The organism is Streptomyces sp. NPDC045026 (assembly GCF_056432625.1).
In genome coordinates, this window is the sequence record NZ_JBWKIS010000006.1 from 354,612 (window position 1) to 370,468 (window position 15,857).

Consider the following 15,857-nt stretch of genomic DNA (forward strand, 5'->3'; position numbering starts at 1 on the left):
CGCGTGATGCCCTGGAGCGGTGCACACAGGTACAGGTAAGCCGCTTCTTCCCGAACCAGCCCGCCGCACCGCCGCCTGGTGCGCCCTCGCCCTGCTCGTCACCGGGGTCGCGGCCGTCGGTATCTGGCTGTGCATCGTCTTCAAGGCGGCCGTCACACCCCTGCTCCTCGCCCTGCTCGGCACGGCCCTGCTCGGGCCGGTGCACGGCTGGCTGATCCGCAGGAGGGTCAGCCGGGCGCTCGCCGCCATCCTCACCTGTGTCGCTCTCATCGCCGTCGTCGGCGGCGCCGGCTACATCGTCGTCAAGACCCTCATCGACACCGGCGACCAGATCGTCGACTCGGTGCGGGCCGCCGGCGACTGGATCAAGGACCACTTCGGGATCACCGCGGCCGACGACCTCGGATCCGCCGCCGGCAGCCTCAAGGACCTGGTGTCCAAATGGGGCGCCAGCGCCGCGAGCGGGGTGCTGGCCGGCCTCTCCGTCCTCGGCTCGCTCCTCGCGACCAGCGTCCTCGCCCTGCTGCTCACGTTCTTCTTCCTCAAGGACTCCGACCGGGCCGCGGGCCTCGCGCACAGCCTCGCGCCCGGCCGCGCCGGGGAAACCCTGGAGGCGATGGGGCGGCGCGCCTTCCAGGCTGTCGAGGGCTTCATGCGCGGGACCACGTTGATCGCGCTCATCGACTCGATCTGCATCACCGTCGGCCTGCTCGTCCTGAAGGTGCCCGGCGCGGTCGGGCTCGGCTCCCTGGTCTTCGTCGGCGCGTACATCCCCTACCTCGGGGCGGCGATCTCCGGCGCCGTCGCCGTCCTCGTGGCGCTCGCCGACCGGGGCTGGGTGACCGCCCTGTGGGTGCTCGGCGTCATCCTGGCCGTGCAGCAGCTGGAGGGCCACATCCTCCAGCCGATGATCCAGTCCCGCACCGTCCAGATGCATCCCGCGATGGTGATGCTGGCGATCACGGCGGGCGCCTCTGTCGCGGGCATCCTCGGGATGCTGCTCGCGGTGCCGGTGACGGCGGCCGCTTTCGGGGTGATCGGGGAGCTGCGCACGCGCTACTCCGCAGGTGGGGGCCCGCCGGCGCCGTCGGGGGATTCACGTGAGACGTCGGCCGAAGGCTCGTAGAGCTCGAACCAGATGCTCTTGCCCTCGCCCCTCGGGTCCACGCCCCAGCGGTCGGCGAGCAGCTCCATCAGGACGAGACCGCGCCCGGACGAGGCGAGCTCGCCCGGGTGGCGCTTGTGCGGCAGGTCGTCGCTGGCGTCGGCGACCTCGGCGCGCAGCCGCCGCGACGAGGGCCCGCCGGTGACCTCGGCGACCAGGAGCGCGTCGCCGTCCGTGTGGACGAGGACGTTCGTGAGCATCTCCGAGACCATCAGGACGGCCGAGTCGACCTGGTCTTCCTCGCGCCAGTCGTGCAGCAGCTCGCGCAGTTGCTGGCGGGCGGCGGCGACCCGCTCGGGTTCGGCCTGGGCGACGGTCATCGCGGTGCGGCGCGCGGGCAGGGGCGCCACGGCCTGGCCCGTCCTGGCGAGGAGCAGCACGGCGATGTCGTCCTCGCGCCGGTCGGCGAGCGCGCCCGTCGTGTAGTGCGAGGAGGGGCCGTGCACGGCCTGCACGAGCGCGTCGGCGAGATCCTCCAGGCGCTCGGGGTCGATGGACTGCTCCCCGTGCTCCTCGAGGATGGCGCGGATCCGCGCCCAGCCGCTGTCGAGGTCGTGGCCGCCGGTCTCGATGAGGCCGTCGGTGCAGATCAGCAGCGTGTCGCCGGATTCGAGGGCGAGCCGGGTCGTGGGGTAGTCGGCGTCGGGGTCGACGCCGAGCGGCAGCCCGCCCGCGGTGGGCCGCACCAGGACCGTCCCGTCGGTCATGCGGATCGCGGGGTCGGGATGGCCCGCGCGGGCTATCTCCAGGATTCCCGTCTTCGGGTCGGCCTCGACGTACAGACAGGTCGCGAAGCGGGGGTCGCCCGCCTCCGAGCCCTTCTCGATGCTCTTGCCGGGGCCGCCCGTGGAGCCGTACGTGATGGAGTCGGTGACCCCGTACAGGAAGCGCGAGGCGCGGGAGAGGACGGCGTCCGGGCGGTGCCCCTCGGCCGCGTACGCACGCAGCGCGATCCGCAGCTGTCCCATCAGGCCCGCCGCCCGCACGTCGTGCCCCTGCACATCGCCGATGACGAGCGCGATGCGCCCGGTGGGCAGCGGGATCATGTCGTACCAGTCGCCGCCGACCTGGAGGCCGCCGCCGGTCGGCACATAGCGGGCGGCGACACTCATCCCCGGGATCTCGGGGCCGAGCGTGGGCAGCATCGAGCGCTGCAGCCCGTCCGTCAGCTCCCGCTCCGACTCGGTGATCCCGGCGCGCGACAGGGCCTGCGCCAGCATCCGCGCCACCGTCGTCAGGACGGAGCGCTCGTCGGGCGTGAACGACACCGGGTAGGCGAACCCCGCCATCCAGGTGCCGATGGTGCGGCCGGCGACGACGAGCGGCAGGAACGCCCAGGACTGCCGCTGGAAGCGCTGGGCCAGCGGCCAGGCGGCCGGGTAGCGCAGGCGGTACTGCTCGGGTGACGACAGATAGACGGCGCGGCCGGTGCGCACGACCTCGGCGGCCGGATAGTCGGTGTCCAGGGGCATGTCCGTGAAGGGCCCCTCCTCGCCCGGCTCGTGCCCGAAGTGCCCGATGACCGTGAGCCGGTCGCCGGCGACGCCGAAGACGGCGAGGCCGTCCGGCGAGAACCCCGGCATGGAGAGCCCGGCCGCGACCCGCATGACCTCCTCGGTGGACCCCGCCTCGGCGAGCGCCCGCCCGGCGTCCAGCAGGAACGCCTCACGGGAGCGCCGCCAGTCGCCGGTCACGGGCGTGAGCGCGGCAGACCCGGGCGTGGGCTCGCTGACCTCCTGGAGCGTGCCGATCAGCTCGTACGCGTGCGAGTCGCCGTGCACGATCGGCTTGGAGCGGCTGCGTACGGTCCTGACGACCATGCCCCGGTCGTCCATGATCCGCAGCCGGGCCTCGGCCAGGGTGCCCTCGGCGACGGCGAGCTGGACGACGCCGTAGATCTCGTTCCAGTCGGCCGGGTGGAACCGGGACCGTACGGCGGCCTCCGTCAGCGTCACCGGGGACTCGGGCAGGCCGAGCAGCCGGGCGGCCTCCGCGTCGAAGGTGACCAGCCCGGCCCGGTTGTCCCACCGCCACACACCGGTGTCGAGGGCGGCGAGAACGTCCCCCACGGGCGGCAGGGGGTCACCAGTGCGCATGGCCCCACTCTAAGAAGAGGTGATCGGGGACGGCCACCGAGACTATTCGCAGAGCGATCTTGGGGCGGCCGGTACCCTGGGGTTTCGGGCATGCCCGGCCTATCCCCAATCGCAAAGACTGGATGAACGACGATGCATCGGTACAGGTCCCACACCTGCGGCGAGCTCCGCGCCTCTGACGTCGGATCCGACGTCCGGCTGAGCGGCTGGCTGCACAATCGGCGCGACCTGGGCGGCATCCTCTTCATCGATCTGCGCGACCACTACGGGATCACGCAGCTCGTCGCCCGGCCCGGCACCGCCGCCGCCGAGGTCCTCGACAAGCTGACCAAGGAGACGGTCGTCCGCGTCGACGGCAAGGTCGTCTCGCGCGGCGCCGACAACGTCAACTCCGAGCTGTCCACGGGCGAGATCGAGATCGAGGCCGCCGAGGTCGAGGTGCTCGGCGCGGCCCAGCAGATCCCGTTCACGATCAACGCGGACGACGGGGTGAACGAGGAGCGGCGCCTGGAGTACCGCTTCCTCGACCTGCGCCGCGAGCGCATGCACCGCAACATCATGCTGCGCTCGTCGGTCATCGCCTCCATCCGCTCCAAGATGGTCGCCCTCGGCTTCAACGAGATGGCGACGCCGATCCTGAGCGCCACCTCCCCGGAGGGCGCGCGCGACTTCGTCGTCCCCTCGCGCCTGAACCCGGGCAAGTTCTACGCGCTGCCGCAGGCCCCGCAGCAGTTCAAGCAGCTGCTGATGATCTCGGGCTTCGACCGCTACTTCCAGATCGCGCCGTGCTTCCGCGACGAGGACGCCCGCGCGGACCGCTCGCCGGGCGAGTTCTACCAGCTCGACGTGGAGATGTCCTTCGTCGAGCAGGAGGACGTCTTCCAGCCGATCGAAAAGCTGATGACGGAGCTCTTCGAGGAGTTCGGCGGCGACCGCCACGTCACGTCGCCGTTCCCGCGGATCCCGTTCCGTGAGTCGATGCTCAAGTACGGCTCGGACAAGCCGGACCTGCGCGCCCAGCTCGAACTGGTCGACATCTCGGACGTGTTCGAGGGCTCCGAGTTCAAGGCGTTCGCCGGGAAGCACGTGCGCGCGCTGCCCGTGCCGGACACGGCGTCGCAGTCCCGCAAGTTCTTCGACGGCCTCGGTGACTACGCGGTCGAGCAGGGCGCGAAGGGCCTCGCCTGGGTCCGCGTCGCCGAGGACGGGTCCCTCACGGGCCCGATCGCGAAGTTCCTCACGGACGAGAACGTCAAGGTCCTCACCGAGCGCCTCGGCCTGAAGGCCGGCCACGCCGTCTTCTTCGGCGCGGGCGAGTTCGACGAGGTCTCCAAGATCATGGGCGCCGTCCGTGTCGAGGCTGCCAAGCGCGCCGGGCACTTCGAAGAGGGCGTCTTCCGCTTCTGCTGGATCGTCGACTTCCCGATGTACGAGAAGGACGAGGAAACCGGGAAGATCGACTTCTCTCACAACCCGTTCTCCATGCCGCAGGGCGGCCTCGAGGCCCTGGAGACCAAGGACCCGCTGGACATCCTGGGCTGGCAGTACGACATCGTCTGCAACGGCGTGGAGCTGTCCTCCGGCGCGATCCGGAACCACGAGCCCGAGATCATGCTCAAGGCCTTCGAGATCGCGGGCTACGAGCGTGACACCGTCGAGGAGCAGTTCGCGGGCATGCTCCGCGCGTTCCGCTTCGGCGCCCCGCCGCACGGCGGGATCGCCCCCGGCGTCGACCGCATCGTCATGCTCCTCGCCGACGAGCCGAACATCCGCGAGACCATCGCGTTCCCGCTCAACGGCAACGCGCAGGACCTGATGATGGGCGCCCCCACGGAGCTCGACGAGACCCGCCTGCGCGAGCTGAACATCCAGCTCCGCAAGCCGGTGGGCGAGACGAAGTAGCGCACGCCAGTCGTCCGAAGGGGCCGGAACCGTCGATCGGTTCCGGCCCCTTCGCTGTGCGGACTCACAGCCGGTCCCCATGTCCCTGACAGGTGGCGGTCCTAGCTTCGCTTCCCATGACAGAGACTCAGGGACCAGCGCACAAACGTGACATGACCCGCAGGAAGGTCATCCTCGCGGGCGGAGCCGCCGTGGCGGCCGTCGGCGTGGGGGGCTCCATCGCCGCCAACGCGTTCGCCGGTGAGGAGGGCGCCGCCGGCCGGAAGTCCGAGGCGGAGTCCTGCTACCGGCTCACCTCGGAGACCACCGAGGGCCCGTACTACATCGACGCGGACAAGCTCCGCCGTGACATCACGGAGGACAAGGAGGGCATCCCGATGGTCCTCCGCCTCAAGGTGATCGACGCCGGGACCTGCAAGCCCGTGCGGAACGCGGCGGTCGACATCTGGCACTGCGACGCGCTCGGCATCTACTCCGGGTACGAGTCCCTCTCCACCGGTGGCGGTGGCGGCACGCCCCCGAGCGGCGCCCCGAGCGGAGCCCCGACCGACCAGCCGTCCGGCACCCCGACGGGCGCCCCGCCCGGTGGCGGCGGTGGCGGCGGGCACGAGGAGCCCACCGACGACGAGCGTTATCTGCGGGGCACCTGGAAGACGGACAAGCACGGCGGTGTCGAGTTCAGGACGATCTTCCCCGGCTGGTACCGGGGCCGTGCCGTGCACATCCACACCAAGGTCCATGTGGACGGCAAGTGGACCGACGCCGGCTACGAGGGCGGCCACACCTGCCACACCGGCCAGTTCTTCTTCGAGGAGGCCGCGGTCATCGCCTCCGGGAAGGTCGAGCCGTACTCGACGAGCACGACCGAGCGCACGACGCTGACCGAGGACACGATCTACGACCAGAGCGGGACGACGGGCGGTCTGCTGAAGCTGACGTACGGCAAGGGGCGCATCGCGAAGGGCGTCATCGGGTCGATCACGATGGCCGTGGCACCTGACGAGACGCACGACAGCACGGACACGCAGCCGGGCGCTTCCGCGTCGGCGGCTTCCTGACGGGCGCCGCCGCGGGCCGCGCTCAGGTGTCGTACCGGCCGTCCCACGGTTCGCCGAAGCCGAGGCGGTCCGGGTAGAGCTCGGCCCAGCCGCCCTCGTCGTCGTCCTCGGTGATCAGGCCGAACAGCACGCGGTCGACCGCGAGCCGGAACGGGCGGACGGCGATGTCGCCGTAGGTGCGGCCGGGCAGGGCTGCCAGGAGTTTGTCCAAGTGGGCGTGGGCCTGGGCGAGTTCGGCCCCCGCGGCCCAGGTTCCCGCGCACCAGATCTCGGAGTCGCGGTACCTGCCCGAGGCGTCGAACGTGTGGAGCACCGCGTAGAGCCGCTTGTGCTCCTCCCAGTCGTCGTCGGGGCGGTAGCCCTCCGGGAAGGCGTACGTCACCGTGGCCAGGAACTGGCCGTCCGCGTACCGGCCGATGGTGGCGGTGCGGTGGTCCGGCTCGTGGGCGATCGGGATGGTTGCGGGAACTGGCATGGCGAAACCCTAATCGCGATCGTGAACATGCCAGTAGCGGGGTACGGGAAAGGGGTGCGAGGACCGGTCCTCGCACCCCTTTCCCGCGGAATGTCTTACTCCGGAGCGCCGCCGAAGCGCTCACGGTAGGACTCCAGGTCCTCCTCGGTGATCTTCGCGAAGAGCACCGGCGGGACCGTGAAGGCCGTGCCCGCGGGGACGCTGTCCAGGGCCGTGGCCTGCTCGGCGGTGACCCACGTGGCCGTGTCGCCGTCCAGCGCGAACGCGCCGCGCATCGCCTTCGACGAGGCCGGGATGAAGGGCTCGGACACGACCGCGTACAGGTGGATGAGGTTCATCGCCGTACGCAGCGTGAGGGCCGCGGCCTCCGGGTCGGTCTTGATCTCCAGCCAGGGGGCCTTCTCCTCCAGGTAGGAGTTGCCCGCCGACCACAGGGCGCGCAGCGCGGCCGCGGCCTTGCGGAACTGGAGGGCCTCCATCTGGGACTCGTACTCGGCGAGCAGCGCGGCGATCTCCGTGCCCAGCTTCGCCTCCGCCTCGCCGGCCTCCTTGCCCGCGGGCACCTCGTCACCGAAGCGCTTGCGGGAGAAGGAAAGGACACGGTTCACGAAGTTGCCGAGGGTGTCGGCGAGGTCCTTGTTCACCGTGGCCGCGAAGTGCTCCCACGTGAAGGAGGAGTCGTCGGACTCCGGCGCGTTGGCGATGAGGAAGTAGCGCCAGTAGTCGGCCGGGAGGATCTCCAGGGCGGCGTCCGTGAAGATGCCGCGCTTCTGCGACGTGGAGAACTTGCCGCCGTAGTACGTCAGCCAGTTGAAGGACTTGAGGTAGTCGACCTTCTTCCACGGCTCGCGCACGCCCATCTCCGTGGCGGGGAACATGACGCTGTGGAACGGGACGTTGTCCTTGGCCATGAACTGCGTGTACCGGACGTCGGCGGCCTCGTACCACCACGACTTCCAGTCACGGTCCGCCGGGCTCTGGTCGGACCACTCCTTCGTCGAGCCGATGTACTCGATCGGGGCGTCGAACCAGACGTAGAAGACCTTGCCCTCGGCGGCCAGCTCCGGCCAGGTGTCGGCCGGTACGGGGACGCCCCAGTCCAGGTCACGGGTGATCGCGCGGTCGTGCAGGCCCTCGGTCAGCCACTTGCGGGCGATGGAGGAGGCCAGCTGCGGCCACTCGCCCGCGGTCCGCGCGATCCACTCCTCGACCTCGACCTGCAGCTTCGACTGGAGCAGGAAGAGGTGCTTCGTCTCGCGGACCTCCAGGTCCGTGGAGCCGGAGATCGCCGAGCGCGGGTTGATCAGGTCCGTCGGGTCCAGGACGCGCGTGCAGTTCTCGCACTGGTCGCCGCGCGCCTTGTCGTAGCCGCAGTGCGGACAGGTGCCCTCGACGTAGCGGTCCGGCAGGAAGCGGCCGTCGGCAGGCGAGTACACCTGGCGGATCGCGCGCTCCTCGATGAACCCGTTCTCGTTCAGCTTGCGCGCGAAGTGCTGCGTGAGCTCCGCGTTCTGCGCCGACGAGCTGCGGCCGAAGTGGTCGAAGGCCAGGCCGAAGCCGTCGTACACGGCCTTCTGTACGTCGTGCGCCTGTCCGCAGAACTCGGCGACCGGCAGGCCCTGCTCCTTCGCGGCCAGCTCGGCGGGCGTGCCGTGCTCGTCGGTGGCGCAGATGTACAGGACGTCGTGGCCGCGCTGGCGGAGGTACCGGGAGTACACGTCCGCCGGGAGCATGGACCCCACCATGTTGCCCAGGTGCTTGATTCCGTTGATGTACGGAAGGGCGCTGGTGATGAGGTGTCGAGCCATCGGGGGCTGCTCCCAAGTCGCTGCGTGCGGTGACGGTGTACGTCAGTCGAATCAAAGAATCGTATCCGACACGGCGGGGCCGCCCCTCCCGCTATTTACGGGGTGGACGGCCCTGGGGGTGCGGCGCGTGTGCGGGCGCGGCGCGTGTGCGGTGTCTAGCGGAAGTCGAAGACCAGCCGGGCCGTGACCCGGCCCGCCAGGATGTCCTCGATCGCCTCGTTGACCTCTTTGAGCCTGCGCTGCTCGCGGATGACGCGGGTACGGCCGAGGCGGTGCAGCTGGAAGACCTCGGCGAGGTCCTGCCGGGTGCCGACGATCGAGCCGATCACGCTCTTGCCTTCGAGTACGTGCTCGAAGACCGGCAGCTCCAGCTTGCCGCCGGCCGGCAGCGCGACCAGGACGAGCGTGCCGTGCCTGCGCAGCGAGCCGTACGCCGCCCGGAGCGACGCGTTCGAGACGGCGAGACCGATCGCGACGTCGGCGCCGCCCAGCTTGCGCACCGCCTGGGCGACGTCCTGGGCGCGGGCGTCGATGACATGGTCGGCGCCCAGCTCGTGCGCGAGGCGCAGCTTGTCGTCGGTGACGTCCACGGCGACCGTCTCGGCGCCCGCGATCCGCGCGTACTGGAGCGCGAGGTGGCCGAGGCCGCCGATCCCGGAGATCAGCACGCGCTTGCCGGGTCCTGCGCCCGACACCTTCACGGCCTTGTACGTCGTCACTCCCGCGCAGGTCAGCGGGGCGGCGTCCAGGGGGTCGAGGCCGTCGGGGACCTTCACGACGTAGTCGCCGTGCGCGACGGCGTACTCGGAGAACGAGCCGTCGACCGAGTAACCGCTGTTCTGCTGCTTCAGGCAGAGCGTCTCCCAGCCGGACACACAGTGGTCGCAGTGGCCGCACGCCTCGGCGAGCCAGGCGATCGCGACGCGGTCGCCGACGTTGATGTGGCCGACCCGCTCGCCCAGGTCCTCGACGATGCCGATGCCCTCGTGGCCCGGGACGAACGGCGGGCTCGGCTTGACGGGCCAGTCACCGGCGGCGGCGTGGATGTCCGTGTGGCACAGCCCGCTCGCCTCCATGCGGACGAGGACCTGGTACGCGGCGGGCCGCGGAATCACGCGGTGCTGGATCTCCAGGGGCCGGGTGAAGTCGGTGACTACGGCGGCCTTCATGGTGCGCGGTCCTTCCCTCGGTGCCGGAATTCATCCAGCTTCTCCCGATTCCGGGCGAACGGCGCGTGGGAACGGTGCGGGGGAACGGCGGCGCCCCCTGTCCCGCCGGGGCGGTTCAGGGGGCGCGGTGTGGTGCGGGTCAGGCCTGCTGCGACTCCAGCCACTGCGGGAGGTCCGCGAGCAGCCCCTCGTACAGCTCGGTGTCCGTGAGCTCGCGGGGGGTGGGGCCCGCGTGGAAGAACGCGGCGTTGGGCGCCTTCAGCTTGCGCAGGTAGTCGAAGCCCTTGGCGTCGTGCTCGCCGAACGCGACGAACTGGAAGAACAGCGGGTGCCGGGCCGCGTCCGCGAGGGCCGCGTTGGCCGGGCCCTTCGCGTCCGGGGCGCCGTCCGTCTGGAAGACGACCAGGGCGGGCGTCTGCGACTGCGACTTCTCGTGGTGCGCCACGACCTCTTCGATCGCGCGGTGGTAGCTGGTACGGCCCATGTGGCCGAGCGATGCGTGCAGCTCGTCCACGCGGCCCTCGTGCCCGTCGAGGGTGAGCTCGCCGGTGCCGTCGATGTCGGTGGAGAAGAAGACGACGTGCACGGTCGCCTCGGGGTCGGTGTGCGCGGCCAGGGCGAGCACCTGCTCACCGAGCGCCTGCGCGGAGCCGTCCTTGTAGTACGGCCGCATCGAACCGGACCGGTCGAGCACGAGGTAGACGGTGGCACGGACCCCGGCGAGCGCGTTCTTCTCGAGCACGCTCCCGGCGGCCTTGTGGGCGGCGGCGAGCCCGGGGGCCCGCGACTTGACCTGGGCGAGGGGGAGGGCGGGGGCCTCCGGCTCGGGGTCGGCGACCACAGCCTCCGGCTCGGGGTCGGCGACGGGCTCCGGCGCGGATGCGGCGACCGGCTCGACGACGGCCTCGGCCTGCGGCTCCGTCTCGGTGACGGTCTCGGCCTGCGGCTCCGCCTCAGCGACGGTCTCCGGCTCGGGGCCGGCCTGCGGCTCGGTCTCGGCGGCGGGCTCGGGGGCCGCGTCTGCCTCGACCTCGGCCTTCGGTTCGGCGGTCGGCTCGGCGACAGCCTTCGCCTCGGCCTCGGCGACGGGCTCCGCGTCCGGCTCAATCTCGGCGACGGGCTCGGCAACGGCGACGGGCTCGGCCTCGGCTTCCGGCTTGGTCTCGGCGGCGGGCTCGGGGGCCGCGTCTGCCTCGGCCTCTGCCTCGACCTCGGCCTCTGCCTCGACCTCGGCCTCTGCCTCGACCTCGGCCTCTGCCTCGACCTCTGCCTTCGGCTCGGCGGCCGGCTCGGCGACAGCCTTCGCCTCGGCCTCGGCGACGGGCTCCGAGACAGCCGCCGCCTCGACCACGGGCTCCGCGCTCTCGGCGGCTGGTTCCGTTTCGGTCTCGACTACGGCCTCGGCGACAGCCTCCGGCTCGGCGACGGCTTCCGGCTCGGTCTCGGCGGCGGCCTCGGGGGCCGCGTCCGCCTCAGCCTTAACCTCTGCCTCGGCGACGGGCTCCGCGACGGCCTCGGCTTCCGGCTCGGTCTCGGCGGCGGCCTCCGCGGCAGCCTCCGCTTCCGGCTCCGCCTCGGCGACGGGCGCAGCGGAAGGCTCCGTCTCCGCCGTCGGCTCCGCGCGCTCCGCGACCGGTTCCGCTTCCGCCTCGGCGACAGCCTCCGCTTCCGCCTCGGTGACCGGCTCGGCGGCAGCCGGAGTCGCGTCCTTGTCCATCGGCGAAGACGGCTTCGGGACCTTGACGTTGTCGAAGGCCGCGGCCACCAGGTCGTCCGCCTCGCGCGTCGACGGTGCGGGCGTCGGCTCGGTCGAGGGTGCGGGCACCTTCGCCTTTACCTCGGCAGGCGGTGCGGCCTGCGTCGCCTCGCCACCGGGCGCCGGTACCGATGCCGGGACCGTCACCTCGCCGGCCGGTGACGGGACCGTCGCCTCGGGTGCGGCGGTCGCCGCCTCGTCACCCCGCGAGGACTTCCGCGGCTTTCCGAACGCGTTCCGCAGGAGATTCCGAATGCCCATGTGCGCAACCCTTCGCATGAGTTGGTTTCCGTAACCCCTGGCCAGGGCGGACACGTAAGGTTAGCCGCCACGCTCCGTGATCTTGGGCAGGGTCGCCCACCCGGGCGAAGGGCCTCCAACTGCCGCACGCCCGGCACAGGTTCACCTCTCGTTCACCCACCGTCCCCCTCCTCGCTCGACCACGCCCCTAGCGTCACGCCCGAGTGACCGTAAAGGGGAGGAAAAGAGTGCGCAAAACGCTGCCGCTTCTCGGCTCGCACAACGGGGGCCGTGCCGCGCTGACCTGCCGGTTCCGCTGTGGGGACGCCTGTTTTCAGGATGTGCCCAACACCAGCTCCAACGAGTACGTCGGTGACGTCATCGCCGGTGCGCTGAGCCGCCGTTCCATGCTGCGCACGGCCGCGGTCGTGACCGTCGCCGCCGCGACGGCCGGCACGGTGGTCGGTTCCGGGGCCCCGCAGGCCGCCGCCGCCACGCCGTCGGGGGCGGCAACAGGCGTAGCGCACAAGGGCGAGAAGGGGGCGCGTGGGCTGCGGTTCACGCCCGTCGCGCCGAACACGGCGGACCGGGTCACCGTCCCGGAGGGCCACGCCCAGAACGTCGTCATCAGCTGGGGCCAGCCCATCCTGCGCGGAGCGCCCGCCTTCGACCCGGACAAGCAGTCCGCAAAGGCCCAGTCCGGACAGTTCGGTTACAACAACGACTTCCTGAGCCTCCTGCCCCTGCGCGGTGAGCACGGCCGTCAGGTCCTGGTCGCCAACCACGAGTACACGGACGAGATCCTGATGTTCAAGGGGTACGACCCCGAGAACCCGACGCGCGAGCAGGTGGAGACCGCCTGGGCGGCGCACGGCCTGTCGGTCGTCGTCGTGGAGGAGTCCCGGCGCAGCGGCAGGCTGTCCGCCGTCACGCGGCACCAGCTCAACCGCCGTCTCACCGCGACCAGCGAGTTCCACCTCTCGGGCCCGGTCGCGGGCAGCGCGCTCGTCCGTACGAAGGCGGACCCGCGCGGCCGTACCGTCCTCGGCACGCTCAACAACTGCTCCGGCGGCACCACCCCGTGGGGCACGACGCTGCACGGCGAGGAGAACTTCAACCAGTACTTCGCGAACGCCGCGAAGGTGACGGACCCGGCGACGGCCGCCCGCCTCAAGCGCTACGGCGTGACCGGCGAGGCCTCCGAGCGCAAGTGGGAGCGGTTCGACGACCGTTTCGACCTGGCCAAGGAGCCGAACGAGGCGAACCGCTTCGGCTGGGTCGTCGAACTCGACCCGTACGACCCGGAGTCGACCCCGCGCAAGCGCACCGCGCTCGGCCGCTTCAAGCACGAGGCCGCGCAGCCGCGCCTGACCGACGACGGCCGCCCGGTCGTCTACATGGGCGACGACGAGAAGTTCGACTACTTCTACAAGTTCGTGAGCAGCAAGCGCGTCGCCAAGGGCCGCTCGCGCGCCGCGCACGAGCACAACCTGACGCTCCTCGACGAGGGCACCCTCTACGTCGCCCGGCTGACCGGCGACTCCCCGGCCGCCGAGATCGACGGCACGGGCAAGCTGCCCGCGGACGGCGAGTTCGACGGCGGCGGCGAGTGGCTGCCGCTCGCCACGGCCGGCCCGCACGGCGCGGTCTCGCACGTCGACGGCATGACGGCGGAGGAGGTCTACCTCTTCACGCGGTTCGCCGGTGACAAGGTGGGCGCCACGAAGATGGACCGCCCCGAGGACATCGAGCCGTCCCCGCACTCCGGCAAGGTGTACGTCGCGCTGACGAACAACTCGGACCGCGGCAAGGCCGGCAAGGCGCCCGCCGACGAGGCGAACCCGCGCAATCTCAACAAGCACGGGCAGATCCTGGAGCTGACCGAGCACCGGGGCCGCGCCGAGGCCACCACCTTCGGCTGGTCGCTCTTCCTCGTCGCGGGCGACCCGAACGACCCGGCGACCTACTTCGCGGGTTTCCCGAAGGACCGGGTCAGCCCGATCTCCTGCCCGGACAACGTGGCGTTCGACCCGCACGGCAACCTGTGGATCTCCACGGACGGCAACGCGCTCGGCACGCACGACGGCCTGTTCGGTGTCGCGACGCGCGGCGAGCGGCGCGGTGAGCTCAAGCAGTTCCTGACGATGCCGAACGGCGCCGAGACCTGCGGTCCGCTGGTCCAGGACCGCCGGGTCCTCGTCTCGGTGCAGCACCCGGGCGAGGTCGACGGCGCGTCCGTCGAGAAGCCGGCGAGCGCGTGGCCCGACGGGCCGGGGAAGATCGTCCGCCCGTCGGTGGTCTCCGTGTGGCGCGAGGACGGCTGCGACATCGGCGTCTGATCCCCCAGGGGTCGCCTCGCCTCAGGCCGTTGCCGCATCCGGCAGGCGCTCGCGATACGCGGGTGCCTGCCGGGCCGCTTCCCAGTAGGCGTCCGCCAAGTCCCCGTACACCGCGTCGAGTTCGGCCTCCGTGCGGGCGGCGAGGACGAGGCGTACACCGATCGGGTCGCCGTCGAGGGGTCTGATGGCCATGTCGGGGCGGGCCCGTGAGGTCGGCTGGCACAGGGTGACGACCTCGCCCGTGGCGACCAGGGACGCCGCCGTGAGGTAGTCGCCGTGCAGGATCCGTGGGTTGAGCCCGGCGGCCCGCAGCACCCGCAGGAGCCCGTGCCACTCCCCGTCCACGGTGGGGTCGACCATCCACCGGTCGTCCGCGAGGTCGGCGAGGCGTACGACCCGGCGGCGGGCCGCCGGGTGGTCGGCGGCCAGGGACACGTACTGCGGTTCGCGTTCGACGAGGACGCGGCAGCGCAGACCGGGCGGGACGCGCAGCGGGCTGCCCTCGACCTCGTGGACGAACGCCACGTCGAGCTGGCCGTCACCGACGAGCCGGAGCAGGGTGTTCGCCGAGACGTCCATACGGAGCGCGGGCTCGCCGCCGGGCGGGTGCTCGCGCTGCCGCAGCCGCCGCAGCCAGCCCGGTATGGCCCGGCTCGCAGTGGAGCCGATCCGCAGATGGGGGCCGCCCGCGGCGAGCGCGCCGGCCGCCCTGGTCTCGGTGACGAGGGCGTGCATGCCGTCGACGAGGGGACGGGCCCGGCTGAGGACGACGCGGCCCAGGGGCGTTGCGCGGCACCCGGTGCGCTCGCGGGCGAAGAGCGCGCCGCCGAGCGTGTCCTCGATGCGCCTGAGCTGGGTGGACAGGGACGGCTGGGTCATGCCGAGCAGACGGGCCGCCTTGTGCAGGCTCCCGGTGTCGTCGATGGCGCACAGCGCGCGCAGGTGCCTCACCTCGAGCTCCATGAACATCGAGCGTAAGGCGGTCGCAGACCTCACACCAGAGGTCCAAATGCGAACCGAAACGGGCGAGTTGGGCGGGTGATAGCTCCGTCCTATCGCCAATTGCCATCATCCCCAGGGGTCCCGGGCGCCTCCACACTCTCCCTCGTACCGAACCGTTCACGTAACCCCCACTCACGGAACGAGGAGGAGCCCCCCACATGAAGCTCTCCCTGCGCTACGCCTCGGTCGCGGCCGGCATGGCCCTGGCCGCCGGCGCGCTCGCCACCGCCGCCCCCGCGTCCGCCGCCCCGGCCCCGGTCGTCGCCGGCTACACCCACTACGCGGGTTCGGCCGAGGAGGCCGCCGCCAACAAGGCGTTCTTCCAGGCCGTCCTGAAGTCGGTCGCGGAAAAGCGCGCCGCGAATCCGCACGCCGCGTCGGTCACCGTCACGTACGACGCGTCGGGCGCCCCGTCCTTCGCGCAGCAGATAGCCAACAGCACGTCGATATGGAACTCCTCCGTGTCGAACGTGAAGCTCCAGGCGTCCTCGGGCGGCGGCGACTTCTCCTACCGCGAGGGCAACGACCCGCGCGGCTCGTACGCGTCCACGGACGGGCACGGCAGCGGATACGTCTTCCTGGACTACGCGCAGAACCAGGAGTACGACTCCACCCGTGTGACCGCCCACGAGACCGGTCACGTCCTCGGGCTCCCGGACCACTACGAGGGGCCGTGCAGTGAGCTGATGTCGGGCGGCGGTCCGGGTACGTCCTGCACGAACCCGTACCCGGACGCGAACGAGAAGTCCCGCGTCGACCAGCTGTGGGCCAACGGCTTCGCCAAGGCAGTGAAGTCGCTGGAGAAGTCCGCCCAGGCACACTGACGGTCTGTCCGACCCCACCCCCC

At 71.4% G+C, this 15,857-nt stretch carries 11 protein-coding genes; 5 read left to right on the forward strand and 6 right to left on the reverse strand.

Going from position 1 to position 15,857, the window contains the following annotated elements; all coding sequences use genetic code 11:
* Positions 1–19 precede the first annotated feature (19 nt).
* A complete protein-coding gene (locus tag AC07EJ_RS16805; protein WP_478884442.1) occupies positions 20–1,126 on the forward strand; it encodes an AI-2E family transporter in 1,107 nt (368 codons plus the stop codon).
* Here AC07EJ_RS16805 and AC07EJ_RS16810 read toward each other — a convergent pair.
* Positions 1,057–3,261, reverse strand: a complete 2,205-nt coding sequence (locus tag AC07EJ_RS16810) for a SpoIIE family protein phosphatase (RefSeq protein ID WP_389479004.1) — start codon at positions 3,259–3,261, stop codon at positions 1,057–1,059. The genes AC07EJ_RS16805 and AC07EJ_RS16810 overlap by 70 nt on opposite strands.
* 132 nt (positions 3,262–3,393) lie before the next feature.
* Here AC07EJ_RS16810 and aspS point away from each other — a divergent pair, with 132 nt between their 5' ends.
* Entirely contained in the window at positions 3,394–5,163 is a 1,770-nt protein-coding gene (gene aspS / locus AC07EJ_RS16815; protein WP_389479006.1) for an aspartate--tRNA ligase, read from the forward strand.
* Positions 5,164–5,279: 116 nt separating this feature from the next.
* On the forward strand, positions 5,280–6,221 hold the full coding sequence (locus AC07EJ_RS16820) for an intradiol ring-cleavage dioxygenase (protein ID WP_389479009.1): 942 nt from the start codon (positions 5,280–5,282) through the stop codon (positions 6,219–6,221).
* A gap of 22 nt (positions 6,222–6,243) precedes the next feature.
* Here the strand turns inward: AC07EJ_RS16820 and AC07EJ_RS16825 are convergent, their stop codons facing one another.
* The 4 genes from AC07EJ_RS16825 to AC07EJ_RS16840 all read right to left on the reverse strand — a co-directional run bounded on the left by AC07EJ_RS16825 (position 6,244) and on the right by AC07EJ_RS16840 (position 11,690).
* A complete protein-coding gene (locus AC07EJ_RS16825; protein ID WP_389479011.1) occupies positions 6,244–6,696 on the reverse strand; it encodes a hypothetical protein in 453 nt (150 codons plus the stop codon).
* A gap of 95 nt (positions 6,697–6,791) precedes the next feature.
* A complete protein-coding gene (metG, locus tag AC07EJ_RS16830) occupies positions 6,792–8,504 on the reverse strand; it encodes a methionine--tRNA ligase (RefSeq protein ID WP_389479014.1) in 1,713 nt (570 codons plus the stop codon).
* A gap of 155 nt (positions 8,505–8,659) precedes the next feature.
* Positions 8,660–9,673, reverse strand: a complete 1,014-nt coding sequence (gene adhP / locus AC07EJ_RS16835; protein WP_389479017.1) for an alcohol dehydrogenase AdhP — start codon at positions 9,671–9,673, stop codon at positions 8,660–8,662.
* 139 nt (positions 9,674–9,812) lie between these two features.
* Positions 9,813–11,690 carry a VWA domain-containing protein gene (locus AC07EJ_RS16840; protein WP_478884443.1) on the reverse strand — a complete coding sequence of 626 codons (1,878 nt, stop codon included), beginning with the start codon at positions 11,688–11,690 and terminating at the stop codon, positions 9,813–9,815.
* 227 nt (positions 11,691–11,917) lie between these two features.
* Between AC07EJ_RS16840 and AC07EJ_RS16845 the strand changes: the two genes are divergently transcribed.
* On the forward strand, positions 11,918–14,008 hold the full coding sequence (locus tag AC07EJ_RS16845; RefSeq protein WP_478884444.1) for a PhoX family protein: 2,091 nt from the start codon (positions 11,918–11,920) through the stop codon (positions 14,006–14,008).
* 21 nt (positions 14,009–14,029) lie between these two features.
* On the opposite strand, the gene AC07EJ_RS16850 is transcribed toward AC07EJ_RS16845, so the two are convergent.
* Positions 14,030–14,971: a LysR family transcriptional regulator gene (locus AC07EJ_RS16850; RefSeq protein WP_389479024.1), complete on the reverse strand. Its 942-nt coding sequence runs from the start codon at positions 14,969–14,971 to the stop codon at positions 14,030–14,032.
* A gap of 197 nt (positions 14,972–15,168) precedes the next feature.
* On the opposite strand from AC07EJ_RS16850, the gene snpA reads away from it, so the two are divergent.
* On the forward strand, positions 15,169–15,834 hold the full coding sequence (snpA, locus tag AC07EJ_RS16855) for a snapalysin (RefSeq protein ID WP_389479025.1): 666 nt from the start codon (positions 15,169–15,171) through the stop codon (positions 15,832–15,834).
* Positions 15,835–15,857: the final 23 nt, after the last annotated feature.

What these genes read in the sequence shown, in the direction of transcription:
- AC07EJ_RS16810 (WP_389479004.1), bottom strand. Translation starts at nt 3,261, where the DNA reads ATGCGCACTGGTGACCCCCTGCCGCCCGTGGGGGACGTTCTCGCCGCC.
- snpA (WP_389479025.1), top strand. Translation starts at nt 15,169, where the DNA reads ATGAAGCTCTCCCTGCGCTACGCCTCGGTCGCGGCCGGCATGGCCCTG.
- adhP (WP_389479017.1), bottom strand. Translation starts at nt 9,673, where the DNA reads ATGAAGGCCGCCGTAGTCACCGACTTCACCCGGCCCCTGGAGATCCAG.
- AC07EJ_RS16820 (WP_389479009.1), top strand. Translation starts at nt 5,280, where the DNA reads ATGACAGAGACTCAGGGACCAGCGCACAAACGTGACATGACCCGCAGG.
- aspS (WP_389479006.1), top strand. Translation starts at nt 3,394, where the DNA reads ATGCATCGGTACAGGTCCCACACCTGCGGCGAGCTCCGCGCCTCTGAC.
- AC07EJ_RS16825 (WP_389479011.1), bottom strand. Translation starts at nt 6,696, where the DNA reads ATGCCAGTTCCCGCAACCATCCCGATCGCCCACGAGCCGGACCACCGC.
- metG (WP_389479014.1), bottom strand. Translation starts at nt 8,504, where the DNA reads ATGGCTCGACACCTCATCACCAGCGCCCTTCCGTACATCAACGGAATC.
- AC07EJ_RS16840 (WP_478884443.1), bottom strand. Translation starts at nt 11,690, where the DNA reads ATGGGCATTCGGAATCTCCTGCGGAACGCGTTCGGAAAGCCGCGGAAG.
- AC07EJ_RS16850 (WP_389479024.1), bottom strand. Translation starts at nt 14,971, where the DNA reads ATGGAGCTCGAGGTGAGGCACCTGCGCGCGCTGTGCGCCATCGACGAC.